The sequence below is a fragment of the Streptomyces incanus genome (assembly GCF_042656345.1).
Lineage (GTDB): Bacteria > Actinomycetota > Actinomycetes > Streptomycetales > Streptomycetaceae > Streptomyces > Streptomyces incanus.
This window is the reverse complement of sequence record NZ_JBHSPC010000167.1, coordinates 28,317-50,033: the sequence shown is the minus strand read 5'-3', so window position 1 is coordinate 50,033 and position 21,717 is coordinate 28,317. Positions and strand designations below refer to the sequence as shown.

Here is a 21,717-nt window from a genome sequence, read left to right as displayed (position 1 = left end):
AAGTGACGCTTCTCGCCGGTCCCTCAACAGGAGCGGGCCCCCACTTGTTCCCGGCAGGGGCCGGCCCGCCGCCCGGCAGGACCCGCCCGCCGCCCCGCCCCCTACACCTGCACGATCGGTTCCCGCGTGAACAGGGCGCCCAGGCTCGGCGCGTTCACCCGGCGGTCGGCCAGGCGCAGGGCCTCCCAGACGGTGACCTGGTTGGCGGTGAGGACCGGTTTGCCGAGCTCCTTCTCGAGGGCCGGGATGTGGGCGGCCGTGTGCAGGGCCGTGTCGGGGAGCAGCAGGGCCCGGGCGTCCGGGCGGTCGGCCGCGCGGGCGAGGGCGAACAGCTCGGCCTCGCCCCAGCTCCCGACCTCCGCCGCCGTGATGATCCCGGCGGCGGTCACCCCGGTCACCTCCATCCCGTCGACCGCCAGGAACTCCACGAAGAGCGCGGCCACATCGTCCGGGTAGGTCGCGCCGACGGCGACCCGCCGGGCCCCGATCTCCCGCGCCGCGTGCACGAAGCCGAAGGAGGTGGAGGACGCGGGCATGCCCGCCGTACGGGCGAGCGTGCGCACCTGTTCGTGGGCGCCGTCCCAGCCGCGGACGAAGCCGCCGCTGGTGCAGGCCCACACGACGGCGTCGGCGCCCGTGAGCCGCAGTCTCTGGACACCGGTCGCGAGCCGGTCGGCCGAGCCCATCTCGAACAGGGCGTCGGCCCGGTGCGCGTCCTCACCGATGTCGGTGTGCACCAGGTCCATCCGGATGTCGCTGCCCAGCAGTTGCTCGATGCGCGGATAGTCGTCCTCGGCGGAGTGTCCGGGGTAGAGGAATCCCAGTGCGGTCATGTCCAGCCTTCCTGCTGCTTCTCGTCCGGCACACCGGCCACGCCCTGCGCGCCCGGCACACCCTGCGCGTCAGACACGCCGTGCACGCCCCGCACGTCCGGTGGCTCCTGCCCTTCCGGCAGTACGGAGCCGGTCGGCACCACCGGTCCGGCGGCCGGCACCACGGAGCCGGCCGCCGGGCCCGGCAGTGCGTTCCCGGTGCTGGTGCGCGCCGACGTGTCGATCAGCGCCTGATACGGTCCCACCGCCCGGGTACCCAGTCGGCGCAACGCCGCCCACATGGTCACCTGGTTGGCCGAGATGACCGGTATGCGCAGTTCCGCCTCCAGTTGCGGGATCACGTCGTAGGTCGGCAGGTTGGTGCAGGACAGGAACAGCGCGTCCGCCGCGCCGAGCCGGCCGCGCACCGCCGCCCGCCGGGCCATGTCGACCACCTCGCGGTAGGTGACCTTCCAGATCTGCCGGGTCAGGCCCATGTACGCGCAGCCGGTGACCGTGACTCCGGCCTGCGCCACGTACTCCTCCAGTGCCCGGGTCACCGACACGGTGTAGGGCGTCACCAGCGCCAGCCGCCGTACGTCCAGGTCCACCAGTGCCTCCAGCAGCGCGCCCGAGGTGGTGATCGCGGGGACCGAGCCGGCCCTGCTCATCGCCTCGCACATGGCGTGCTCGCCCATGACCCCGCCGACGAAGCTGCCCGACGTACAGGCGTACGCGATGACCTCGGGGGTGACCTCGGTGAGGGTGCTCACGGCGTTGCCGAGGGTCTCGTGTTCGCTGATCACGCGGGCGAGGTCCAGGCTCACCTCGACCGGCACGTACGGCGTCCGGGTGACATGCAGGGACACGTCGTCGGGCGTCCACCGCCACAGTTCGCGGTCCAGCGCGAAGTCGAAGGGGGCGACCACGCCGACACCGCGCTGCGGGCCTGGTCCGCCGAGAAAGGAGACGTCCATGTCAGCACCGGCCTCACGGTGAGAGACGAGCACGCAACGGTTGGTGGAAAAGCCCGTGTTGACGACGGTAGGTTCGGGGTGCCAGCGTGGTCAATCCGTACATCTCAGACTTCCGGTCCTTCCGGGGAAAGGCGGCCATGACCTCTCCCCGGACCACCCCCTCGACCGGCCCCGGGCCCCTCCCCACGCTGCTCGTCCTGGACGCCGATCCGCCGCCCCGGTTGGGCCGGCTGACCGGCAGGGTCCGGATCGAGCACGCGGACGCCTCGACGCTCGCCGAGCGGCTTCCGTCCGCCGACGTGCTGCTGGTCTGGGACTTCACCTCGCACGCGGTGCGCGCCGCCTGGCCGGGCGAGGGTCCCAGGCCGCGCTGGGTGCACACGGCGAGCGCGGGTGTGGACCATCTGATGTGTCCGGAACTCGCCGCCTCCGACACGGTGGTCACCAACGCGCGCGGTGTCTTCGACCGGCCGATCGCCGAGTACGTCGCCGCGCTCGTGCTGGCGATGGCGAAGGATCTGCCGCGGACGCTGGCGTTCCAGCGGGAGCGGACCTGGCTCCACCGTGAGTCGCGCAGGGTCGCCGGGACCCGTGCCTGCGTCGTCGGGTCGGGGCCGATCGGCCGGGCGGTCGCCGGCACGCTCGAGGCACTCGGCGTCACCACCGCGCTGGTCGGCCGTACCGCGCACGCGGGGTCGGACGGCACCGCGGCCGTGCACGGCACCGAGGATCTGGACCGGCTGATCGCCCGCGCGGACTGGGTGGTCGCCGCCGCGCCCCTGACGGAGCAGACCCGGGGCATGTTCGACGCCCGCCGCTTCGGACTGATGCAGCCGTCCGCCCACTTCGTCAACATCGGCCGCGGACCGCTGGTCGTCGAGGACGCGCTCGCCGAGGCGCTGGGGCAGCACCGGATCGCGGGCGCCGCCCTGGACGTCTTCGTGTCCGAGCCGCTCACCCCGGACAGCCCGCTGTGGGACGTGCCGGGGCTGATCGTGTCACCGCACATGAGCGGGGACACCCTGGGGTGGCGGGACGAACTCGGCGCCCAGTTCGTGGAGTTGTACGAGCTCTGGGCCACCGGCAGGCCACTGGTGAACGTGGTCGACAAGCAGCGCGGGTATGTACCCGGACACTGACCCACCCGGCACCTCCGACCTTCCGGGAGCATGGATGACCCAAGGCACCGACCGCACCGCCCTCACGTCCCTCACCGCCGTGCAGCTCCTCGACGGCTACCGCACCGGCGCGTTCGGTCCCGTGGCAGTGGCCCGCGCGACGCTGGAGCGGGCACAGGAGATCCAGCCGGAGGTGAACGCGTTCGTCCGGCTCTTCCCCGACCAGGCGTTGGAACAGGCCGCCGCGTCCGAGGAACGGTGGCGGCGCGGCGAGCCGCACGGGCTGCTCGACGGGGTGCCGGTCACGGTGAAGGACATCCTGCTGCTGCGCGGCGCCCCGACCCTGCGCGGCTCGCGCACCGTCGACCCGGCGGGCCGCTGGGACGAGGACGCGCCGTCGGTGGCGCGGCTGCGGGAGCACGGCGCCGTCTTCCTCGGCAAGACGACGACCCCCGAGTTCGGCTGGAAGGCCGTGACGGACTCCCCGCTCAGCGGCATCACCTGCAACCCGTACGACCCGGCGCGCACCGCGGGCGGCTCCAGCGGGGGCGCGGCGGCGGCCGTGGCGCTGGGTGCGGGGCCGCTGGCCCTGGGGACGGACGGCGGGGGCAGTGTCCGCATCCCGGCGGCGTTCTGCGGGATCTTCGCGCTGAAGCCGACGTACGGAAGGGTGCCGCTGTATCCGGCGAGCGCGTTCGGCACGCTGGCGCACGTCGGCCCGATGACACGGGACGCGGCGGACGCGGCCCTGCTGATGGATGTGATCAGCGGACCGGACTCCCGCGACTGGTCGGCGCTGGCACCGGCGCCCGGCTCGTTCAGGGAGGGGCTGGACGGTGGGGTGCGGGGGCTGCGGGTGGCGTACTCACCGTCGCTGGGCGGGCAGGTGGCGGTGGCTCCGGAGGTCGCGGCGGCGGTACGGCGGGCGGTGGAGCGGCTGGCCGCGCTCGGCGCGTACGTGGAGGAGACCGACCCGGACTTCTCGGAGCCGGCGGACGCCTTCCACACCCTGTGGTTCGCGGGGGCCGCGCGGGTGGTGCAGCACCTCACCCGTGAGCAGCGCGGGCTGCTGGATCCCGGACTGCTCGAGATCTGCGCCACCGGGGCGCGCCGGTCGGCGCTGGACTACCTGGCGGCGGTCGACGTCCGGATGGATCTGGGCCGGCGCATGGGCCGTTTCCACGACACCTACGACCTGCTGGTCACCCCGACCGTGCCCCGCACCGCGTTCGAGGCGGGCGTGGAGGTGCCGAAGGGGTCCGGCCACCGGCGGTGGACGGGCTGGACCCCGTTCACCTACCCGTTCAACCTGACCCAGCAGCCCGCGGCGACCGTCCCCGTCGGCACCGACACGGCCGGGCTGCCGATCGGCGTCCAGCTCGTGGCCGCCCGCCATGCCGACGCGCTGGTGCTGCGGACGGCCCACGCGCTGTACGCGTCCGGGACGGCCTAGGGTCTTTCGTTCGGGGCGGGCCGGATCGGGGAGCGGGGGTCCGGTGCCGGGGGCACCGCCCACGCCTTTCAGACAGCGGGAAAGCATCGCAAGGCGGAGAAGGGAGTGGGGGAAGGAGCCCCGGGGACCGGCGACGACGCGGCGAGGTGCGGTGCCGGGGTCCGCGAGCCCGGCATGATCCACACGAGAGCCCCTGGGACCCGGGGACCCCGGGACCCGGGGTCACGCCCGCCGGAAGCTGAGGCTCTCCCCCGCCGCGCCCGTGCGCCACAGGTCGTTGCACCCGTCGGCCATCTCCGCCAGGCCCTCGACGACCTGGCCCCAGACGATGCCGGGCACCCAGCCCACGTCGCCGTTCAGCAGCAGGTTGTTGCGCTCGTAGAACAGGGCCAGGTCCACGACCGTGGTGCCGGGACCGACCGCGCGGTCGTAGCCGTAGGCCTTGGTGCCCAGTTCCGCGCCCGCGAAGGAGAAATAGCAGAGATCTCCCGGAATGGGGGTGACCGTCGGATTCTCCAGCGGCGGCTCGGATTGCGCGAAGGGCGGGAAAAGGGCATAGATCTCATTGCGGGCGTATTTGGCGTGGTAGACGTCACCGGACAGGGGCAGGGAGCCCCATACGGCCGCGCAGGTGACCGGCGCGCGATCGTCGAGCAGCCGGGCTGTACAGGTGATTCCACGTTTGACCAGTGAGATCTCGACATATCGGTGAATCATGTGTCCCATCGTCCCGCACCGGTCAAGACCGCCCGACCGCCGAACGGGGCCGAAACTGGCGGGAATACCCGGCATCGATTCGGGTAGTCGCGCCGCCATGGCTCCACCACTGGGAAACCCACTGAGACGACGCGGGGAAGCGCCCGCACCCGTCGGGCCCTCACGCCGGTCGCTGCTCGCGGGGGTCGCGGCGCTCGGCGCGCTGGGCGCGGCAGGTTGCTCGCGCGTCCCCACCGAGGCGGGCACGAACGGCGGTGACCTGCTCGAACGGCTCAAGGCGGCGGGTGTGGTCCGCCTGGGCATCGCCGGCGAGATCCCCTTCGGCTACATCGACAAGAACGGCGACCTGACCGGTGAGGCACCGGAACTCGCGAAGGTCATCTTCAAGCGGCTCGGGGTGGACCGGGTGCAGCCCGTGCCCACCGAGTTCGGCTCGCTGATCCCGGGGCTGAACTCGCAGCAGTTCGATGTCGTGGCCGCCGGGATGTACGTCAATCCCGAGCGCTGCGCGCAGGTCATATTCTCCGACCCCGATTACCAGATGCTCGACTCGTTCATCGTGCGCAAGGGCAATCCGAAAGGGCTGACCAACTACAAGGACGTGGTCGAGAAGAAGGCGAAATTCGCCACCGGCACCGGGTACGCGGAGATCGCGTACGCGGTCGAGGCCGGATATCCGGAAGGTGACATCCTGATCGTCCCCGACCAGGTCGCCGGGCTGAACGCGGTGGAGGCCGGGCGGGTCGACGTCTTCGCCGGTACGGCGCTCACCACCCGTGAGGTGGTGAAGAAGTCCACCAAGGCGGAGGTCACGAAGCCGTTCCGGCCGCTCGTCGACGGTAAGCCGCACACGGACGGCGGCGCCTTCGCCTTCCGTCCCACCGAGACGAACCTGCGGGACGCCTTCAACAGGGAGCTGGCCAAGCTGAAGGAGAGCGGCGAACTGCTGCGGATCCTGCGGCCGTTCGGCTTCACCGAGGACGAGATGACGAATCTGACCGCGAAGGAGCTGTGCGGCGGATGACCTCAGGACTCTGGCAACTCGTACTCAAGGGCGTCTGGGTCACGATCCAGCTGCTGGTGTTCAGCGCGCTGCTCGCGGCCGCGGTCTCCTTCGTGGCCGGCATCGCGCGCACCCACCGGCTGAAGTTCGTCCGCTTCCTCGCGGGCTTCTACACCGAGGTGTTCCGCGGCACTTCGGCACTGGTGATGATCTTCTGGGTGTTCTTCGTGCTGCCCCCGGCCTTCGGCTGGCAGTTGGTGCCGCTGTGGGCGGGCACGCTGGCACTCGGCCTGACCTACGGCGCCTACGGCTCGGAGATCGTGCGCGGCGCGCTGGCCGCCGTCGACCCGGCCCAGCGCGAGGGCGGGATCGCGCTCAGCTTCACGCCCGCGCAGCGGATGCGGCTGATCATGCTGCCGCAGGCGGTGCCGGAGATGATCCCGCCGTTCTCCAACCTGCTGATCGAGCTGCTCAAGGGCACCGCCCTGGTGTCGATCATGGGCATGGGCGATCTGGCGTTCAGCGGCAACCTGGTGCGCCTCGCGCTGCAGGAGAGCGCCGAGATCTACACGTACGTCCTGGTGATCTACTTCGTGATCGCCTTCCTGCTCACCCGGATCATGCGCGGTCTGGAGAAGAAGCTGAAGGCCGGCGTCGGAAAGAAGCCCGTGCCCGAACCCGATGTGGAACCGAAGCGGGCCGAGACGACCGGTGTCGGCGGGGGAGGTGCCTGATGAAGTGGGACTGGAGCGCGGTCTCCGACTTCATGCCGTATTTCTGGGAAGGCCTGCTGGTCACCCTGCAGATCCTGGTCCTCGGCTCACTGATCTCGTTCGTCCTCGGCCTGGTGTGGGCCCTGCTGATGCGGGTGCCCTCCCGCTGGGTGACCTGGCCGGTCGGCGCGGTGACGGAGTTCGTCCGCAACACCCCGCTGCTGGTGCAGCTGTTCTTCCTGTTCTACGTGCTGCCCGAGTGGGGAGTGACCTTCTCGGCGCTGACCACGGGTGTCTTCGCCATCGGTCTGCACTACTCGACGTACACGATGCAGGTCTACCGCGCGGGCATCGAGGCCGTCCCGGTGGGCCAGTGGGAGGCGGCGACGGCACTGAACCTGCCGCTGCGCCGGACGTGGACCGCGGTGATCCTGCCGCAGGCCGTGCGCAGGGTGGTCCCCGCGCTCGGCAACTACGTCATCTCGATGCTGAAGGACACGCCCCTGCTGATGGCGATCACCGTGCTGGAGATGCTCGGTGAGGCCCGCCTGTTCTCCCAGCAGCATTTCCAGTTCACCGAGCCCCTGACGGTGATCGGTCTCGCCTTCATCGTCATCTCCTACCTGGCCTCCCTTGCCCTCCGAGCCCTGGAGCGACGCCTTGTCCACTGACAGCACCCGGCCCGACACCCGGCCCGGCACCAAGAACGCCCCCGACACCGCCCGCGCCGCCGGCAGCGAGCTGATCCGGCTGGAGGGCGTCACCAAGCGGTTCGGGGACCACACGGTCCTCGACCACCTGGACTTCTCCGTGGACGCCGGCAAGCACGTCACCCTGATCGGTCCCTCCGGATCGGGCAAGACGACGATCCTGCGGCTGCTGATGACGCTGCTGAAGCCCGACGAGGGCACGGTCACCGTCGACGGGGACCGGCTGTTCCCCGCGCCGGAGAAGCAGGTCCGCGAGATCCGCAAGAAGATCGGGATGGTCTTCCAGCACTTCAACCTGTTCCCGAACATGACCGTGCTGCGGAACATCACCGAAGCGCCGGTCACCGTGCTCGGCATGTCCAAGGACGAGGCCGAGGAGCGGGCGCGGGAGCTGCTCGAGATGGTCGGGCTGACCGAGCACATCGACAAGCACCCCGCGCAGTTGTCCGGCGGTCAGCAGCAGCGGGTGGCGATCGCACGGGCACTGGCGATGCGGCCGCAGGTACTGCTCCTCGACGAGGTGACCTCGGCGCTCGACCCGGAACTCGTCGCGGGCGTCCTGGACGTGCTGCGGGACATCGCCCGCTCCACCGACATCACCATGCTCTGCGTCACCCATGAGATGGGCTTCGCCCGGGACATCTCCGACCGCGTCCTGATGTTCGACTCGGGCCGGATCATCGAGTCGGCCCCGCCGGAGAAGCTCTTCAGCGAGCCCGAGCACGACCGGACCCGGGAGTTCCTCAGCGCGGTCCTGTGACAGCGGGGCGGTGCCCCGGGGCGTGCGGTGTCCCGGGGCACCGCCCGAGGTCCACGCGTCGGGACATCCCTTTGGCATATGCCCGTGGACCGGCACCGCAGTTGGGAGGGCCGCAATCTCGTCAACACCCGCTCCTGGAGAGCCATTCGACGGCTATCGTGGAGAGGATTCGCTGACCGGATTGCGGCCCCATGAGCGAGCGCGGGGGAAACCGTGGCGCTGCCGTGCTCTCCCGGAGACATCCCCGGGCCCCGGGCCGACCCTGCTCATGCCCTGCACACCAAAGCGAGGTGAGCCGTCATGAAGGTCAAGCCGACCGCCCCGTACCACTCGGTCCAGGAGGCCCTGCGCGTCCTGGACACGGTGGCGCGGCACACCACCGGAGTCACCGACACCCAGCTCGCCCGTGAGACCGGCCTCCGCCCGGAGCGACTGACCACGCTCCTGTCGATGCTGCGCCGCGAGGCCTACGTGGAGCAGAGCGCCGACGGCACGCACGCCGCCGGGGAGGCCTTCGCCCGCCTCGGCTCGGCCCATGAACACGAAGCGGCACTGCACAGCAAGCTCCAGCGCACCCTGGACCGGCTCCGCGACCGCGCCGGCGCCGCCGTCTACATGAGCCGGTACATGGACGGCGAGGTGAAGGTCACCCAGTACGCCGACGGGCCGTCCCACCCGAAGGTCAACGAGTGGGTGGACTTCCGCGACGCGGCCCACGCCACCGCCATCGGCAAGAGCCTGCTGACCCAGCTGGACCACAACGGCCGGCGCGAGCATCTCGCCCGGCACCGGACGGTCCGGCTCACCTCGCGCACCATCACCAGCGACAAGGTGCTGCTCTCCCGGCTGGCGGCCCACCCGCCCACGGTGCCGGTGCTCGACCTCCAGGAGTACGCGATCGGCACGGTCTGCGCGGCCGTTCCGGTCACCGCCGGTTCCTCGGTGGGCTGCCTGGCCCTGTCCCTGCCCGTCGAACACGCCCACCGCCTGCGCCAGGCCGCCGACACCCTCAACCGCAACGCGGCCCCGGTGCTGCTGTCGCTGACGATCTAGGCCCGCACTTCGCGGGTCACCCGTTAGTGAAGGCTCAGCGCATGATCACCGACCGGTTCCCGCCGCGATCGGTTGCCCGATGACAATCACGCCGCCGGGCCGACCGCCCGTGGACCGATCCCGATCACTTGATCTTCACGATCGAGGGACCCGCGAAGTACGGGTCTAGGCGGCGGCGAGAAGCGGGGGCGCCGGCGGGCACCGGGCCGGCGCGCGGTCGGAAGCACCCCTCGGGAGCGGGTAGTATTTTCCGCGTCGCCGACCGCGAAAGCGGACGGCGGGAGTCATGCGCCGCTAGCTCAGTTGGTTAGAGCAGCTGACTCTTAATCAGCGGGTCCGGGGTTCGAGTCCCTGGCGGCGCACGGTGAAGGGCCTCTCGTGAGAGCGAGAGGCCCTTCGGCATGCCCGGCGCGGGTGCGGGTCACACCCGGCCGGGGTGCGGCGCCGGACGGACGACGTCGGAAAGCGGCGTCAGAAGGTGACGTCCGAGCAGGCGTAGAACGCGTTGGTCGTGTCGGCGACCGACCACACCGCGAGGATGACGTGGTGCCCGCTCAGCCCGGACGGGAGCGTGCCGCTGTGCGAGAGCGTCTGCGGCGGGCGCTGCCCGTTGTAGGGCACCTTCAGGAACGGGGTGAGGTTGAGGTCGGCCCGGGCGAGGTTGTGGTTCTGGTTCCAGCCCGGCTTGGTGATGTAGTACGAGAAGTCGCTGGTGGCGTGCATGGCCGTGAACTGCCACCGGAAGGTGTAGTTCTGGCCGCCCGACACCCTGGTGGTCGGCCAGGCCCCGCCCGAGGGCGTCTTCGGGCTGTCGAGCTGGGCGAATCGCGTGTTGTTGGCCGAACAGAGCTGACCGTCGGCGGCGCCGGAGCCGGGGAAGCCCTTCGGGCCCTCGACGCTCTGCGGCTCCCACTGGATGGAACCGCAGTTGGTCACGCCGCCGTTCTGGCAGAGCTTCTGCCTGCTGATGGGCAGATCGGTGTAGCCGTGGCCGCTGGCACCGCCGGAGGAGAGCACGAGCGCTCCGGTCGTGGCCAGCCCCACCGCGGCTGCGTACAGCTTGGTCTGTGTGCGCATGCTGCCGCTCCTGGGGAACGTGGGGGGAGTTTCGGTGAACTGGTGCAGGTAGGTCTAGACCAAGTCTCAGGTTAGGGCTGCCTCTTGAGCATGTCCATACCAATAACGCGACCCGTTCGACGCTTTCCCGCACCCGGCTCGCCCCGGCCACGGCAGGCCCCAGGGCCTGTCCGACAGGCCCTACGCCCCCGTCTCCCCCCGCCCCGCGCAGAACGCCACCGTCAGGTCCTTCACCAGCACCTTGCGCTCGTAGTCGTCCAAGTCCACCAGGCCTCGCAGGGTCAGCCGGGTCACCGTGTCCTCCACCGAGTCCACGACCGAGGTGAGCGCGCTCGCCCGGTGCCGGGCGTCCAGCGCGGCGATCCGGCGCCGGTGCATGGCGGCGGCCACCTCGGGGGCGTACTCCACCCGGACCGGCCGCACCGCGAACACCTCGATCCCCACCGGGCCGGCGTCCGCCGCGACCAGCCGGGTCAGCGCGGCCTGCGCCGTGCCCGCCGCACCGTCCGGCTCGCCCGGCGCCTCCACCGAGACCCGGAGCAGCGCCGCCTCGACGCACTCGCGCACATACCTCTCGTGCTCCTCGACGCCCAGCGTGGCCCGCGCGGTGTCCCGCACCCGCCACACGACCAGGACGACCACCCGCAGCGCCACCCCGCCGCGGTCGGCCGCCTGCATCGGCTCACTGCGCCAGTGGCGCAGCCGTACGTCGACCCGGCGGCGCAGCAGCAGCGGATTCACCCACAGCAGGCCGGTACGCCGGACGGTCCCGCGGTAGCGGCCGAACAGACCGAGCACCCAGGCCCGCCCGGTCCGGCCGCGCGCCAGCCCGCCGAACCCGAGCAGACCGACGGCCCCGGCGGCCGTGTACGCCGCCCACTGCGCGGGCCCGAGTCCGGCGGCCCCCGCGGCCCCCGCGTGCGCCGGAAGCCCGAGCCCGACGGCCACCGCCGACGGCAGGACGCCCGCCCACCACGACGTGGCCACGCACCCGGCCGCCCCGCACATCCCGGCGAGCACCCCCGTACCCCCGGGCAGCACCCGGGCGGGCCGCTCCACCAGCCCGGGGTCGACCCGCGGCACGGGCGGCCGGGACGGTTCGGCGGCCGGGCGGGGGAGCCGCGGCTGCTCCCCCGTGCCCTGCCGACGCCCGACGACCACGGGACGCAGCCGCGCGGGCACCGGGTCGGGGCCGTCGCGGAACAGCAGATGGACGGGGATCTCGGTGGTGGCCTCGTTGCGGATCACCCGCCCGGACCGCCCGGCCACCGGGCGCCCGACCTCGGCCGGACGCCCGGCCTCGAGGGTGCGGGAATCAAGGGTGGGAGGGTCAGGGGTGGAAGGGTCAGGGGTGGTAGGGGTGGTAGGGGTGTCAGGAGTGGTCAGGGTCATGCATGCCTCCGCGCCGGGCCTCGCTTCCGTGCCCGCTTCCGTGTCTGCTTCCGTGCCTGCTTCCGTGCCTGTTCCGGTGCCGCTTTCCCAGGAGCCCTCGCGTCTACGGGAGGAGCCACCGCCAGGCCTCCGACCCCGGGTGGTCGTCCGCCGCGCCGCCGGCCGTCAGCAACTCCCAGGTCAGCGCTTCCGGCAGCCCGTCCACGGGGGTCCCCCCGCCTCTGGCGGAACCGGTCACGCCCAGATACCGGTACGGGACGTAGCCCGCGGAGTTGTTCCAGTAGGCGTACGGGGTGGACCGCCGGAGCGTGTTCGGGCGGACCTGCTCGTAGGCGACGTAGGTGGTGCGCGTGCTGTCCGTCCAGCCGCCGAAGAGGACGACGTGGGAGCCGCTCTGCGGGTCGGCCGCGTTGTGGAACAGCAGTATGTCCCCGGGCTGGAGTTCCGCCTTCGTGATCTTCTGCGCGTACTGTCCGAGGCTTCCGGTCCATTCGTTCGCGGGCAGGTTCCATGCCATCGAGACGAAGCCCGAGCAGTCCTGCCGGTAACCGTCGGACCAGTACGCGGACATGCTGTACGGAACCTTCGCCGCGACCCATCTCTCGGCCCGTTCGATGATGTCCGCACGGGTGATCACGCGGGCCGTCGACGGGGGCGAGGGGTCCGCGGGGTCCGCGGGATCGGTCGTCCGGCCGTCAGGGCCGTACAGCGGCCCCCTCGGCCCCTGCGGGGTGGCGGGCTCCTCGCCCGCGGGGGCACCCAGGACTCCGGGAAGGCCGGGCCGGCCGGCGGTGTGCGGAGCGGCCGGGGCGGCCGGGGCGGGGACCGCGTACGCGCCGATCACCGTCGATGCCGCGGCGGCGGCCACGACGACGGGACGGAACACGTACGGCCGGCCGGCCGTACGGCCGGCCGGCGAGCGGGGAAGGGCGGGTGCACGCCGCCCGTGGACACAGCCGGGGCAGTCGCAGTCGCTCGCGGGATCGAACTCCTCGAACACCGGAGGCTCCATGCGCTCCCCGCACATCCCGCCATCCGAGCGGTCCGAGCGGTCCGAGCGGTCCGAGCGGTCCATGCGATTCCCCTCACAGTTCCGGCCACACGCCCGATCACACGCCCGGCGAAATACGTCACGTCTGTGCACAAATGTCAGCTTCTCAACTGTCCACGGAGCACGCATCCTGACGGTCCGAAGGATGTAAGCGCGTCAGCACGGGCACCGACGGCGGGCGGAATCCGGGGTTCCGACCCGACGGGTGGTCGGGAGTACCCCGCGGGGTCCGGTACAGTTGCGGGGTCAGCGAGCGCCGCTAGCTCAGTTGGTTAGAGCAGCTGACTCTTAATCAGCGGGTCCGGGGTTCGAGTCCCTGGCGGCGCACCGACAGTGACGGGCCCCTCGCGATCGAGGGGCCCGTCACTTTTTGGCCGGAAACCCTCTCGCACCCCTTGAACGTCTCCCCTTCACCGCACGTATGGAACATGAGCCCCACGTGACTCACTCAGCCGTCACAATGGGATCATATGACCGATGCGCGCCAAATTTCACACCTTGCGATCATGATGAAACCCGGCCAACCTGGTTCCTTCACGATGCTGCGGGTTCGCGGCTGTTGGGGGGCGAAAGACCGGTTGCGGACGGTGCGGGACAAGGTGTCCCGCCCTCCGGGTGACGCTGCGGGGGACGCGTCATGCAACCGTAGGGAGCGCTGTGCCGTGTCTATATGGTGTGGGTGACGTGGTGACAGCGGTCCACCATTGACACGCCCGGGAAGGTCGAGGGGGACCGGCCACGGGCGGAAAGAAGCGACGAAACACGCGGCGGGGCCGTGTGTGGGGGGATGACACTCATGACGTCGACGCCGTCGGGCGCCCAAAGGGACGACGACCCGTCCCAGACCACCCAGCTCAGGGTGCCTGCGCACCGGACCGGAAACACGGGCGCTTTCCGCCGGATCAAGAAGACGCTGCCGAGATACGACTACGAGCACTACAGCCGGCTCGCGGGTCCCCTCACCCAGCCCGATCCGAACAAGCCGTACACGGTGCAGTACCGCTCGCTGATCTCGCAGGAGCCGCACCGCATCCGCATCATGCTGATGCTGGCCGCGGCCCCCCTGCTGTCGGTGGTACTGCTGGTGTGGCTGCTCCAGCCCACGCACTGGACGGAGCGCGACTACCCGGCGTTCGACTGGCTGCCCGCACTCGACATCGTGATGCTCGTCTCGATCGGTCTGATCGAGCTCTTCCGCTGCATGAACGTGCTGTCCAACGCGCACGCCACGCTGGTCGCCCGCGACCCGGTCCCCGTCGTGCCCGAGACCGGCACCAAGGTCGCCTTCCTCACCTCCTTCGTGCCCGGCAAGGAGCCGCTGGAGATGGTGACGAAGACCCTGGAGGCGGCGGTCAAGATCCGCCACCGGGGCACCATGCACGTCTGGCTGCTCGACGAGGGCGACGACCCCGAGGTGAAGGAGGTCTGCGCGCGCCTCGGTGTGCACCACTTCTCCCGCAAGGGCGTCGCGAAGTGGAACCAGGCCAAGGGCCCGCACCGCGCCAAGACCAAGCACGGCAACTACAACGCCTGGCTCGACGCGCACGGCGACGACTACGAGTTCTTCGCCTCGGTGGACACCGACCACATTCCGCTGGCGAACTACCTGGAGCGGATGCTCGGCTTCTTCCGCGACCCGAACGTCGGCTTCGTCATCGGCCCGCAGGTCTACGGGAACTACGACAACTACGTCACCAAGGCCGCCGAGTCGCAGCAGTTCCTCTTCCACGCGCTCATCCAGCGGGCCGGCAACCGCTACGGCTCGCCCATGTTCGTCGGCACGTCCAACGCCGTGCGCATCAAGGCGCTCAAGCAGATCGGCGGTCTGTACGACTCGATCACCGAGGACATGGCGACCGGCTTCGAGATGCACCGCGCCAAGAACCCGGCGACGGGCAAGAAGTGGCGTTCGGTCTACACCCCGGACGTGCTCGCGGTCGGTGAGGGCCCCAACGCCTGGACGGACTTCTTCACCCAGCAGATGCGCTGGTCCCGGGGGACGTACGAGACGATCCTCAAGCAGTACTGGAAGGGCTGGTACTCGCTGCCGCCGAGCAAGCTCTTCAACTACACCATGATGATCATCTTCTACCCGATGTCGGCCCTCAACTGGATCCTGGCCGCACTGAGCTGTGCGCTGTTCCTGGGCCTGGGCGCCTCGGGTGTGAACATCGACCCCGCGGTCTGGCTGATGCTCTACGGCAACGCCTCCGCGCTCCAGATCGGCCTCTACATCTGGAACCGCCGCCACAACGTCTCCCCGCACGAGCCGGAGGGCTCCGGCGGTGTGGCCGGTATGGTCATGTCCGCGCTGTCGGCGCCGCTCTACGCGAAGGCGCTGATCGACTCCGTCCTGCGCCGCAAGAGCAAGTTCGTGGTGACGCCCAAGGGCGACTCGGCCAGCCCGGACACCTGGTTCGGCACCTTCCGGTACCACTGGTACTTCATCCTGATCTTCGGTGGCTCCCTCGCCGCCGGTTTCGTCTACGGACACGCGCACCCGGCGATGGTCATCTGGGCGATGTTCGCCCTGCTGATCACGGCCGCACCCATGTTCGTCTGGCGGCACGGCATGCGCCAGGACAGGAAGAAGCCGCCCGGCGCCCACGCGTCGGGCCGGCTCCCGGCCGACCGGCCGGCGGCGGAGCCACCGAAGGACTTCGCCCACGAGCCCGCGACCCAGCAGCTGCAGGCGATCCCGCGGGTGCAGCAGCAGGCACAGGCTCCTGATCAGGATCAGGGGCAGCAGTACCAGGCTCAGGCTCAGCAGTACGGGCAGCAGTACGCCCAGCAGCAGCCGCACGCCGCGCACGGCCGGCAGGACCGGCCCAGCTGGGCCGCCTCCCACGGCGGACCGGCGGGGCCGGGAGAGCCAGGAGGCTCCGCGGGGCCAGGAGCCCCAGCGGGGCCGGGTGGACCGGGCGGAGCGACAGGTGCCGGGAACAGCTCCGGCAGTGACCAGACGATGCAGATCGCCCTGGGTGGACTTGGGGGACGTAAGGAATGAACGACCGTGCAGGCCGCCGCCGCGCCCGTCGGATCGCGATAGGCACCACGGTGGTACTCGCGCTGGCCGGCATGAACGGGCCGTGGCTGTACCGCTTCGGGTCCGAGAAATACCACCAGTACAAGATCAACAAGCCGGAGTACAAGGCGGAGAACGGCCGCTGGGAGGTCGTCGAGTTCCCGGAGGAGTACCGCCAGAACACCATTCACGCGGCGCTGCTGCACACCGGCAAGGTGCTGCTCGTCGCGGGTTCCGGCAACAACAAGGACAACTTCGACGCCAAGCAGTACGACACCCGTATCTGGGACCCGGTCAAGAAGACCATCAAGAAGGTGCCGACGCCGACCGACCTGTTCTGCACCGGCCACACCCAGCTCGCCAACGGCAATCTCCTGATCGCCGGCGGCACCAAGCGGTACGAGAAGCTCAAGGGTGACGTGACGAAGGCGGGCGGCCTGATGGTCGTCCACAACGAGAACCCGGACAAGCCGATCACCCTGCCGGCGGGCACCAGGTTCGCCGGCAAGGAGAACGGCAAGACCTTCGTCTCGAAGGACCCGGTGCTCGTCCCGCGCGCCACGAAGAACTTCGACAAGGAGACCGGCGAGTTCCTGGGCAACACCCCGGGCTACGGCCGTACCTACGTCGAGGCGCAGAAGGAAGGCGCCAAGTACCAGACCGGCACGCAGGACAACTACACCGTGCGGGGTCTCAGCGGTGAGGACGCGCAGAACACGTACGGCATCGCCGAGAAGCTCGCCCTGGACAAGAAGGACTTCCAGGGCATCGACGACGCCTTCGAGTTCGACCCGGTGGCGGAGAAGTACATCAAGGTCGACCCGATGAAGGAGGCCCGCTGGTATCCGACGCTCACCACCCTGAGCGACGGCAAGATCCTCAGCGTCTCCGGCCTCGACGACATCGGCCAGCTCGTCCCGGGCAAGAACGAGGTCTACGACCCCGAGACCAAGAAGTGGACCTACACGGACACGGTCCGTCAGTTCCCGACCTACCCGGCGCTGTTCCTCATGGAGAACGGCAAGGTCTTCTACTCGGGCGCGAACGCCGGCTACGGCCCCGCCGACGTGGGCCGCGACCCGGGCATCTGGGACGTGGAGACCAACAAGTTCACCAAGATCCCCGGCCTGAGCGACGCCAACATGCTGGAGACGGCCAACACCGTGCTGCTGCCCCCGGCGCAGGACCAGAGGTACATGGTGATCGGCGGCGGTGGGGTCGGCGAGTCCCGGCTGGCCAGTGAGAAGACCCGGATCGTCGACCTCAAGGCCGACAGCCCCCGCTTCGAGGACGGCCCCTCGATGGACAAGGGCACCCGCTACCCGCAGGCCTCGGTCCTGCCCGACGACAGCGTGCTGATCTCGGGTGGCTCGGAGGACTACCGGGGGCGCGGCGACTCCAACATCCTCGAGGCGCGGATGTACGACACGGCGAAGAACGAACTCAAGCGCGTCGCCGACCCGCTGGTGGGCCGCAACTACCACTCCGGCTCGATCCTGCTGCCCGACGGCCGCGTGATGTTCTTCGGCTCGGACTCCCTCTACGGCGACAAGGCCAACACCAAACCGGGCACGTTCGAGCAGCGCATCGAGATCTACACGCCGCCGTATCTCTACGGCGAGAACGAGCAGCCCGACCTGTCGGGCGGCCCGCAGACCATCGAGCGCGGCGAGTCCGGCACCTTCACCTCGAAGGACGCCGCGTCGATCAAGAAGGTCCGGCTGATCCGGCCGAGCGCCTCGACCCACGTCACCGACGTGGACCAGCGCTCCGTCGCCCTCGACTTCGAGGCCGACGGCGACAAGCTGACGGTGACCGTGCCGGAGGGCCGGAACCTGGTCCAGGCGGGCTGGTACATGATGTTCGCCACCACCGCGGACGGGACACCGAGCAAGGCCCAGTGGGTGCGGGTGCCGTAACCGGCAGCCCGCCCGGCGCGTACGGGCACACGCTTAGGGGGCGCCCTCCGTCATGGAGGGCGCCCTCTGCGCGCGTATGCGGTATGCGGTGCGGGTCGTGCGGTGTGTGGTGTGTGGTGTGTGGTGTGTGGTGTCAGTCGCTGGCCTTGGCGAGCTTCACCGCGTAGTCCCCCCACCACTGGCCGGCCTTCGGGCCGCCCTTGCACTCGCCGTCCGACTCGCCGGGCCGCTTCACCCACAGATACGCGTCCACCAGCGGGTCCGCGGTCTTGGTCGTCGGCGTCTCGCCGAGGGCACGGCCGGGCGGGTTGCACCAGCGCTCGGCCGCGTCGCCCCCGGTGTACGGGCCGTTGCCGTTGCGGCTGGTGTCCACGACGAAGGGCTTGTTGCCGACCTTGGCGGAGAGCTGCTTGCCGTAGGCGATGGACTCTTCGGTGGAGTAGAAGTTGGAGACGTTCACCGAGAAGCCGTCGGCCTGGTCGATGCCGGCCCACTTGAGCGGCTCGAAGATCTGGTCGGGGTCGCCCCAGCCCGCGTTGCCCGCGTCCAGGTACACCGTGGTGTTCTTCAGGCTCTTGAGCTTGGCGACGGCACCGCTGAGGACGTTGTAGCGCTCCTCGTGGAACCTCTCCGGTGTGCAGCCGTCGACCAGGTGGAGCACCGCGTCGGGCTCCAGGACCACGGTCGCCGCCCGGTCCCCGATGCCCTTGGCCACACTGTCGACGAAGGCGCGGTAGGCGTTGCCGTCGGCGGCACCGCCCTGCGAGTACTGGCCGCAGTCGCGGTGCGGGATGTTGTAGAGGACCAGCAGCGCGGTGCGGCCCGCCTTGTCGGCCGCCTCGGTGAAACCGCGGGCCTGCTCCTCCGGATTCTCCGGGCTGATCCACTCGGCGGCGGGCTGCTCCGCTATCTTGCGGATCTGCTCGGCCTCCGCCTTCTTCCCGTCCCTCTTCAGCTCGGCCATCTGCTGCGCGGCCGTGCCCTCCGGGTTGACCCAGAAGGGGTTGGCGTCCTTGGGCTGCTGCGTGATCTCCGCGCCGGCCGCCCTGTCCGGGCCGTCCCCCTCGTCGTCGCCACCGGAGGAACACGCTGTCATCAGCAGCGCTGCCCCCAGTACCGCTGCCGACGTCCGCCTCCCGGCGAACGCCCCGACCGCCCTGCTGCCGTACATCCAACCCCCCTTGGGTGCACGTGTTCCGTGCGTGCGTGCCGAGCCCCAATCCTGACATACGCCCTGCGGCAGCCACGAGGTCGGCTCGCTCTTGTCCGCGAGCTGTTACAGCCGTCGTACGGTGGTGGGCCACCTGGGGCGATCACGGAACGCGACCGGAAACGGATGGGCGCCGACCGGCCCGGAGCCACGTCCGGGCCGGGTGAACGGGGTGCTCGGGACGGGGGCACGGTGGCGCTCAGGCGGTGGTGCCGGTCAGGTACGCGGAGACGATCACGCTCGCCGCGCAGCGGTCGCGTGCCGCGTCGAAGGCGCCGCCGCAGGTGACGATGCGCAGTTCGGCCCGGCCCGAGCGGCGGGGCCCGTGAGCCTGCTGGGCGTCGAACCCGTCGCGGGCCGGGACCTGGACGTCCTCGATCGTGAACTCGGCGACCTTGTCGTCCTCGCGGACCACCCGGATCTTCTGGCCGGGCTTCAGCGTGCTCACCTTGTTGAACACGGCGGGCCGGGTCTCGGTGTCGACGTGCCCCACCACCAGCGCGGTGCCGGACGCTCCGGGCGCCACCCCGCCCGCGTACCAGCCGACCACGTCCGGCTGGTCGAACAGCGGCGGATCGATCGCGCCCCGTTCGTCCAGGCCGCAGGACACCACCGGGGCCCGGACGTCCAGGCCGGGTATGTCGAGGCGCCGCGGCAGCGCCTCGCCCAGCGGGCGGTGGGCGGGCGGGAGTTCCCCCTGGGGCGGCCGGCCGGCGGCCGCCATGTCACCGGTGGAGGGCCCCGTTCCGCCGGGCCACAGGTCGGTCGCCTCCCGGCTCCACAGCCAGAGCACAAGCAGCAGCACCACCCAGGCCACACCGGTGGGCAGCCGCCCCGGGCATACCGGCTGCACTGAATGTCCCGGCCGCCTCGGCTGCCTCGGCTGCCTCGGCCGTCCCGGCCGTATCTCGTCGTGATCGGACACCGTCGGCCGCCTCAGCCGGTCGTTCCGCGGCTCCGCCGGACGCGGCTGCGTACGACGGCTCCCGCCGCGGCTGCCACGAGGAACAGTCCGGTCACCGCCCGCAGCACGGCGCCCGGCCCGCCCTCGCCGGTGCCGGAGTCGGTACCCGTGCCCGGGCCGGCCGCGGCCAGCGGGGCGCTGTCGCCACCGCCCGCGGCGACGGGAGCGCCGGGCGAGGCGGGGGCGCCGGGCGAGGCGAGGGCGCCAGGCGAGGCGAGGGCGCCGGGGGCGCCAGGGGCGCCAGGGGCGCCGGGCGAGGCGTGGGCGGTCGGCTCGGCGGCCTCCGGCTTCGACGGTTCGGCCGTCACGGCGGGTCGGTCGCGGGCGGGGGCGACCTTGATCGTGCCTTGGCGGGTCCGCTCGCCGCAGTTGACCAGCACGGGGTACGTGCCCGCGGTGAGCGTGGAACGGACCCGGTTCTCACCGACGAGCACGCCGTCGGCGACGGTGAGCCGGACCTCGGAGACGAACGCCGAGGACACGGCGATCGCCGTCCGCTCGGCACACTCCGCCACCCTGAGGGTGACGTCGGTGCCGGGAGCGGGGGTCACCGGTGTCACCGAGACGCCCGTGTCGTCCACCGCGTACGCCGGCGGGGTGAGCGCGGCGACGGCCAGGATTCCGGTACAGAGAGCGAGTCGCAATGAACCCATCGTGAACCTCCAGACACCGGGAGCGTGCCCCGTCGGGTGGGGCACCGCATCCTCAGGGTGCGGCGCCTGCTCCGTACGGGTGACATCGGAGATGGAGGGGCGGGGACGCCCGGGTGATGCCCGGGCAACGCCCCCGGTGGAGGGTGTCAGACGAGGTCGACGAGGTCCGCGATGGAGTCCAGGACCTGGGACGGCCGGTACGGGAAGCTCTCGATCTGGTCCGGCCGGGTCAGGCCGGTGAGCACCAGGAACGTCTTCATCCCGGCCTCGATACCCGCCAGTACGTCGGTGTCCATACGGTCGCCGATCATCGCGCTGCTCTCGGAGTGGGCGCCGAGGGCGTTCAGTCCGGTGCGCATCATCAGCGGGTTCGGCTTGCCCGCGAAATACGGCTGCTTGCCCGTCGCCTTGGTGATCAGCGCCGCCACCGCGCCGGTCGCCGGGAGCGGGCCCTCGGCGGAGGGGCCGGTCTCGTCGGGGTTCGTGCCGATGAAGCGGGCTCCGCCGTTGATGAGCCGTACCGCCTTCGTCATGGCCTCGAAGGAGTACGTGCGGGTCTCGCCGAGGACGACGTAGTCGGGCTCGTGGTCGGTGAGGATGTAGCCGATGTCGTGCAGCGCGGTGGTCAGACCGGCCTCGCCGATGACGTACGCCGAACCGTTCGGACGCTGGTCGTCCAGGAACTTGGCGGTGGCGAGGGCGGACGTCCAGATGTTCTCGATCGGCACGTCCAGGCCCATGCGGCGCAGCCGGGCGTGCAGGTCGCGCGGGGTGTAGATCGAGTTGTTGGTGAGGACCAGGAAGGGCTTTCGGGAGTCGCGCAGCTTCTTGATGAAGGCGTCGGCGCCCGGGATCGGCACACCCTCGTGGATGAGCACCCCGTCCATGTCGGTGAGCCACGATTCGATCGGCCTGCGGTCTGCCATGTGCGGGATCTCCTGCCTTGCGCGGTCCTGCGGGCGCTCCAGCCTAGACATGCCCGGATCTTGGGGGAACGGCCGGTGCGACTCGGCTCGGCTCGGTTGGGCATGGGTGGGTGCGGTTGGGGGCGGGTGGGTGCGGCCGTCGGGCAGGGTGGGCGGGGGCGGGGCACTGCCGGGGTCAGTGGCG

General features: G+C 70.8%; 19 protein-coding genes and 2 tRNA genes. 11 read left to right on the top strand and 10 right to left on the bottom strand.

Annotated elements, in window-relative coordinates; translation table 11 throughout:
• Nucleotides 1–101: 101 nt before the first annotated feature.
• Both ACFP2V_RS37980 and ACFP2V_RS37975 read right to left on the bottom strand, forming a co-directional pair.
• Complete coding sequence (locus ACFP2V_RS37980; protein ID WP_381221099.1) at nucleotides 102–833, bottom strand: maleate cis-trans isomerase family protein; 732 nt, start codon at nucleotides 831–833, stop codon at nucleotides 102–104.
• Nucleotides 830–1,789, bottom strand: a complete 960-nt coding sequence (locus ACFP2V_RS37975; protein ID WP_381221096.1) for a maleate cis-trans isomerase family protein — start codon at nucleotides 1,787–1,789, stop codon at nucleotides 830–832. The genes ACFP2V_RS37980 and ACFP2V_RS37975 overlap by 4 nt, the downstream gene beginning before the upstream one ends.
• Before the next feature lie 137 nt (nucleotides 1,790–1,926).
• Between ACFP2V_RS37975 and ACFP2V_RS37970 the strand changes: the two genes are divergently transcribed.
• Nucleotides 1,927–2,928, top strand: a complete 1,002-nt coding sequence (locus tag ACFP2V_RS37970) for a D-2-hydroxyacid dehydrogenase (protein WP_381221093.1) — start codon at nucleotides 1,927–1,929, stop codon at nucleotides 2,926–2,928.
• 34 nt (nucleotides 2,929–2,962) lie between these two features.
• Nucleotides 2,963–4,360 carry an amidase gene (locus tag ACFP2V_RS37965; protein WP_381221090.1) on the top strand — a complete coding sequence of 466 codons (1,398 nt, stop codon included), beginning with the start codon at nucleotides 2,963–2,965 and terminating at the stop codon, nucleotides 4,358–4,360.
• Between the two features lie 222 nt (nucleotides 4,361–4,582).
• Here the strand turns inward: ACFP2V_RS37965 and ACFP2V_RS37960 are convergent, their stop codons facing one another.
• The gene (locus tag ACFP2V_RS37960) at nucleotides 4,583–5,077 is read right to left on the bottom strand and encodes a DUF3830 family protein (RefSeq protein ID WP_381221087.1); all 495 of its coding nucleotides are present in this window, start codon (nucleotides 5,075–5,077) and stop codon (nucleotides 4,583–4,585) included.
• A gap of 97 nt (nucleotides 5,078–5,174) precedes the next feature.
• Between ACFP2V_RS37960 and ehuB the strand changes: the two genes are divergently transcribed.
• From ehuB to ACFP2V_RS37930, 6 genes are all read left to right on the top strand, one after another.
• Nucleotides 5,175–6,101 carry an ectoine/hydroxyectoine ABC transporter substrate-binding protein EhuB gene (ehuB, locus tag ACFP2V_RS37955; protein WP_381221084.1) on the top strand — a complete coding sequence of 309 codons (927 nt, stop codon included), beginning with the start codon at nucleotides 5,175–5,177 and terminating at the stop codon, nucleotides 6,099–6,101.
• Nucleotides 6,098–6,814 carry an ectoine/hydroxyectoine ABC transporter permease subunit EhuC gene (ehuC, locus tag ACFP2V_RS37950; RefSeq protein WP_381221081.1) on the top strand — a complete coding sequence of 239 codons (717 nt, stop codon included), beginning with the start codon at nucleotides 6,098–6,100 and terminating at the stop codon, nucleotides 6,812–6,814. Before ehuB ends, ehuC begins: the two co-directional genes overlap by 4 nt.
• Nucleotides 6,814–7,464 carry an ectoine/hydroxyectoine ABC transporter permease subunit EhuD gene (gene ehuD / locus ACFP2V_RS37945; RefSeq protein WP_381221078.1) on the top strand — a complete coding sequence of 217 codons (651 nt, stop codon included), beginning with the start codon at nucleotides 6,814–6,816 and terminating at the stop codon, nucleotides 7,462–7,464. Before ehuC ends, ehuD begins: the two co-directional genes overlap by 1 nt.
• 70 nt (nucleotides 7,465–7,534) lie before the next feature.
• Nucleotides 7,535–8,263, top strand: coding sequence for an ectoine/hydroxyectoine ABC transporter ATP-binding protein EhuA (ehuA, locus tag ACFP2V_RS37940; protein ID WP_381221349.1), 729 nt, complete (start codon nucleotides 7,535–7,537; stop codon nucleotides 8,261–8,263).
• Nucleotides 8,264–8,563: 300 nt separating this feature from the next.
• Nucleotides 8,564–9,316, top strand: coding sequence for an IclR family transcriptional regulator (locus ACFP2V_RS37935; RefSeq protein ID WP_381221074.1), 753 nt, complete (start codon nucleotides 8,564–8,566; stop codon nucleotides 9,314–9,316).
• Between the two features lie 288 nt (nucleotides 9,317–9,604).
• A tRNA-Lys gene (locus tag ACFP2V_RS37930) sits at nucleotides 9,605–9,678 on the top strand.
• A 109-nt stretch (nucleotides 9,679–9,787) separates the two neighbouring features.
• Here the strand turns inward: ACFP2V_RS37930 and ACFP2V_RS37925 are convergent.
• From ACFP2V_RS37925 to ACFP2V_RS37915, 3 genes are all read right to left on the bottom strand, one after another.
• Nucleotides 9,788–10,393 carry a lytic polysaccharide monooxygenase auxiliary activity family 9 protein gene (locus tag ACFP2V_RS37925; RefSeq protein WP_381221070.1) on the bottom strand — a complete coding sequence of 202 codons (606 nt, stop codon included), beginning with the start codon at nucleotides 10,391–10,393 and terminating at the stop codon, nucleotides 9,788–9,790.
• Between the two features lie 180 nt (nucleotides 10,394–10,573).
• On the bottom strand, nucleotides 10,574–11,785 hold the full coding sequence (locus ACFP2V_RS37920; protein ID WP_381221068.1) for an SPFH domain-containing protein: 1,212 nt from the start codon (nucleotides 11,783–11,785) through the stop codon (nucleotides 10,574–10,576).
• A 103-nt stretch (nucleotides 11,786–11,888) separates the two neighbouring features.
• Nucleotides 11,889–12,860: an NlpC/P60 family protein gene (locus tag ACFP2V_RS37915; protein ID WP_381221065.1), complete on the bottom strand. Its 972-nt coding sequence runs from the start codon at nucleotides 12,858–12,860 to the stop codon at nucleotides 11,889–11,891.
• 229 nt (nucleotides 12,861–13,089) lie between these two features.
• Between ACFP2V_RS37915 and ACFP2V_RS37910 the strand changes: the two genes are divergently transcribed.
• The 3 genes from ACFP2V_RS37910 to glxA all read left to right on the top strand — a co-directional run bounded on the left by ACFP2V_RS37910 (nucleotide 13,090) and on the right by glxA (nucleotide 17,780).
• A tRNA-Lys gene (locus ACFP2V_RS37910) sits at nucleotides 13,090–13,163 on the top strand.
• Between the two features lie 469 nt (nucleotides 13,164–13,632).
• Nucleotides 13,633–15,843: a glycosyltransferase family 2 protein gene (locus ACFP2V_RS37905; protein ID WP_381221062.1), complete on the top strand. Its 2,211-nt coding sequence runs from the start codon at nucleotides 13,633–13,635 to the stop codon at nucleotides 15,841–15,843.
• Entirely contained in the window at nucleotides 15,840–17,780 is a 1,941-nt protein-coding gene (glxA, locus tag ACFP2V_RS37900; RefSeq protein WP_381221058.1) for a radical copper oxidase GlxA, read from the top strand. Before ACFP2V_RS37905 ends, glxA begins: the two co-directional genes overlap by 4 nt.
• Before the next feature lie 133 nt (nucleotides 17,781–17,913).
• Here glxA and ACFP2V_RS37895 read toward each other — a convergent pair whose 3' ends face one another.
• The 4 genes from ACFP2V_RS37895 to ACFP2V_RS37880 form a co-directional block, all read right to left on the bottom strand.
• Nucleotides 17,914–18,951, bottom strand: a complete 1,038-nt coding sequence (locus ACFP2V_RS37895; RefSeq protein WP_381221054.1) for a glycoside hydrolase family 6 protein — start codon at nucleotides 18,949–18,951, stop codon at nucleotides 17,914–17,916.
• A gap of 238 nt (nucleotides 18,952–19,189) precedes the next feature.
• Nucleotides 19,190–19,843, bottom strand: a complete 654-nt coding sequence (locus ACFP2V_RS37890) for a class F sortase (protein WP_381221051.1) — start codon at nucleotides 19,841–19,843, stop codon at nucleotides 19,190–19,192.
• An 83-nt stretch (nucleotides 19,844–19,926) separates the two neighbouring features.
• On the bottom strand, nucleotides 19,927–20,607 hold the full coding sequence (locus ACFP2V_RS37885; protein ID WP_381221049.1) for a hypothetical protein: 681 nt from the start codon (nucleotides 20,605–20,607) through the stop codon (nucleotides 19,927–19,929).
• 146 nt (nucleotides 20,608–20,753) lie between these two features.
• Nucleotides 20,754–21,533 (bottom strand): HAD-IIA family hydrolase, encoded by a 780-nt coding sequence (locus tag ACFP2V_RS37880; protein WP_381221046.1) that lies wholly within the window; start codon nucleotides 21,531–21,533, stop codon nucleotides 20,754–20,756.
• Nucleotides 21,534–21,717: the final 184 nt, after the last annotated feature.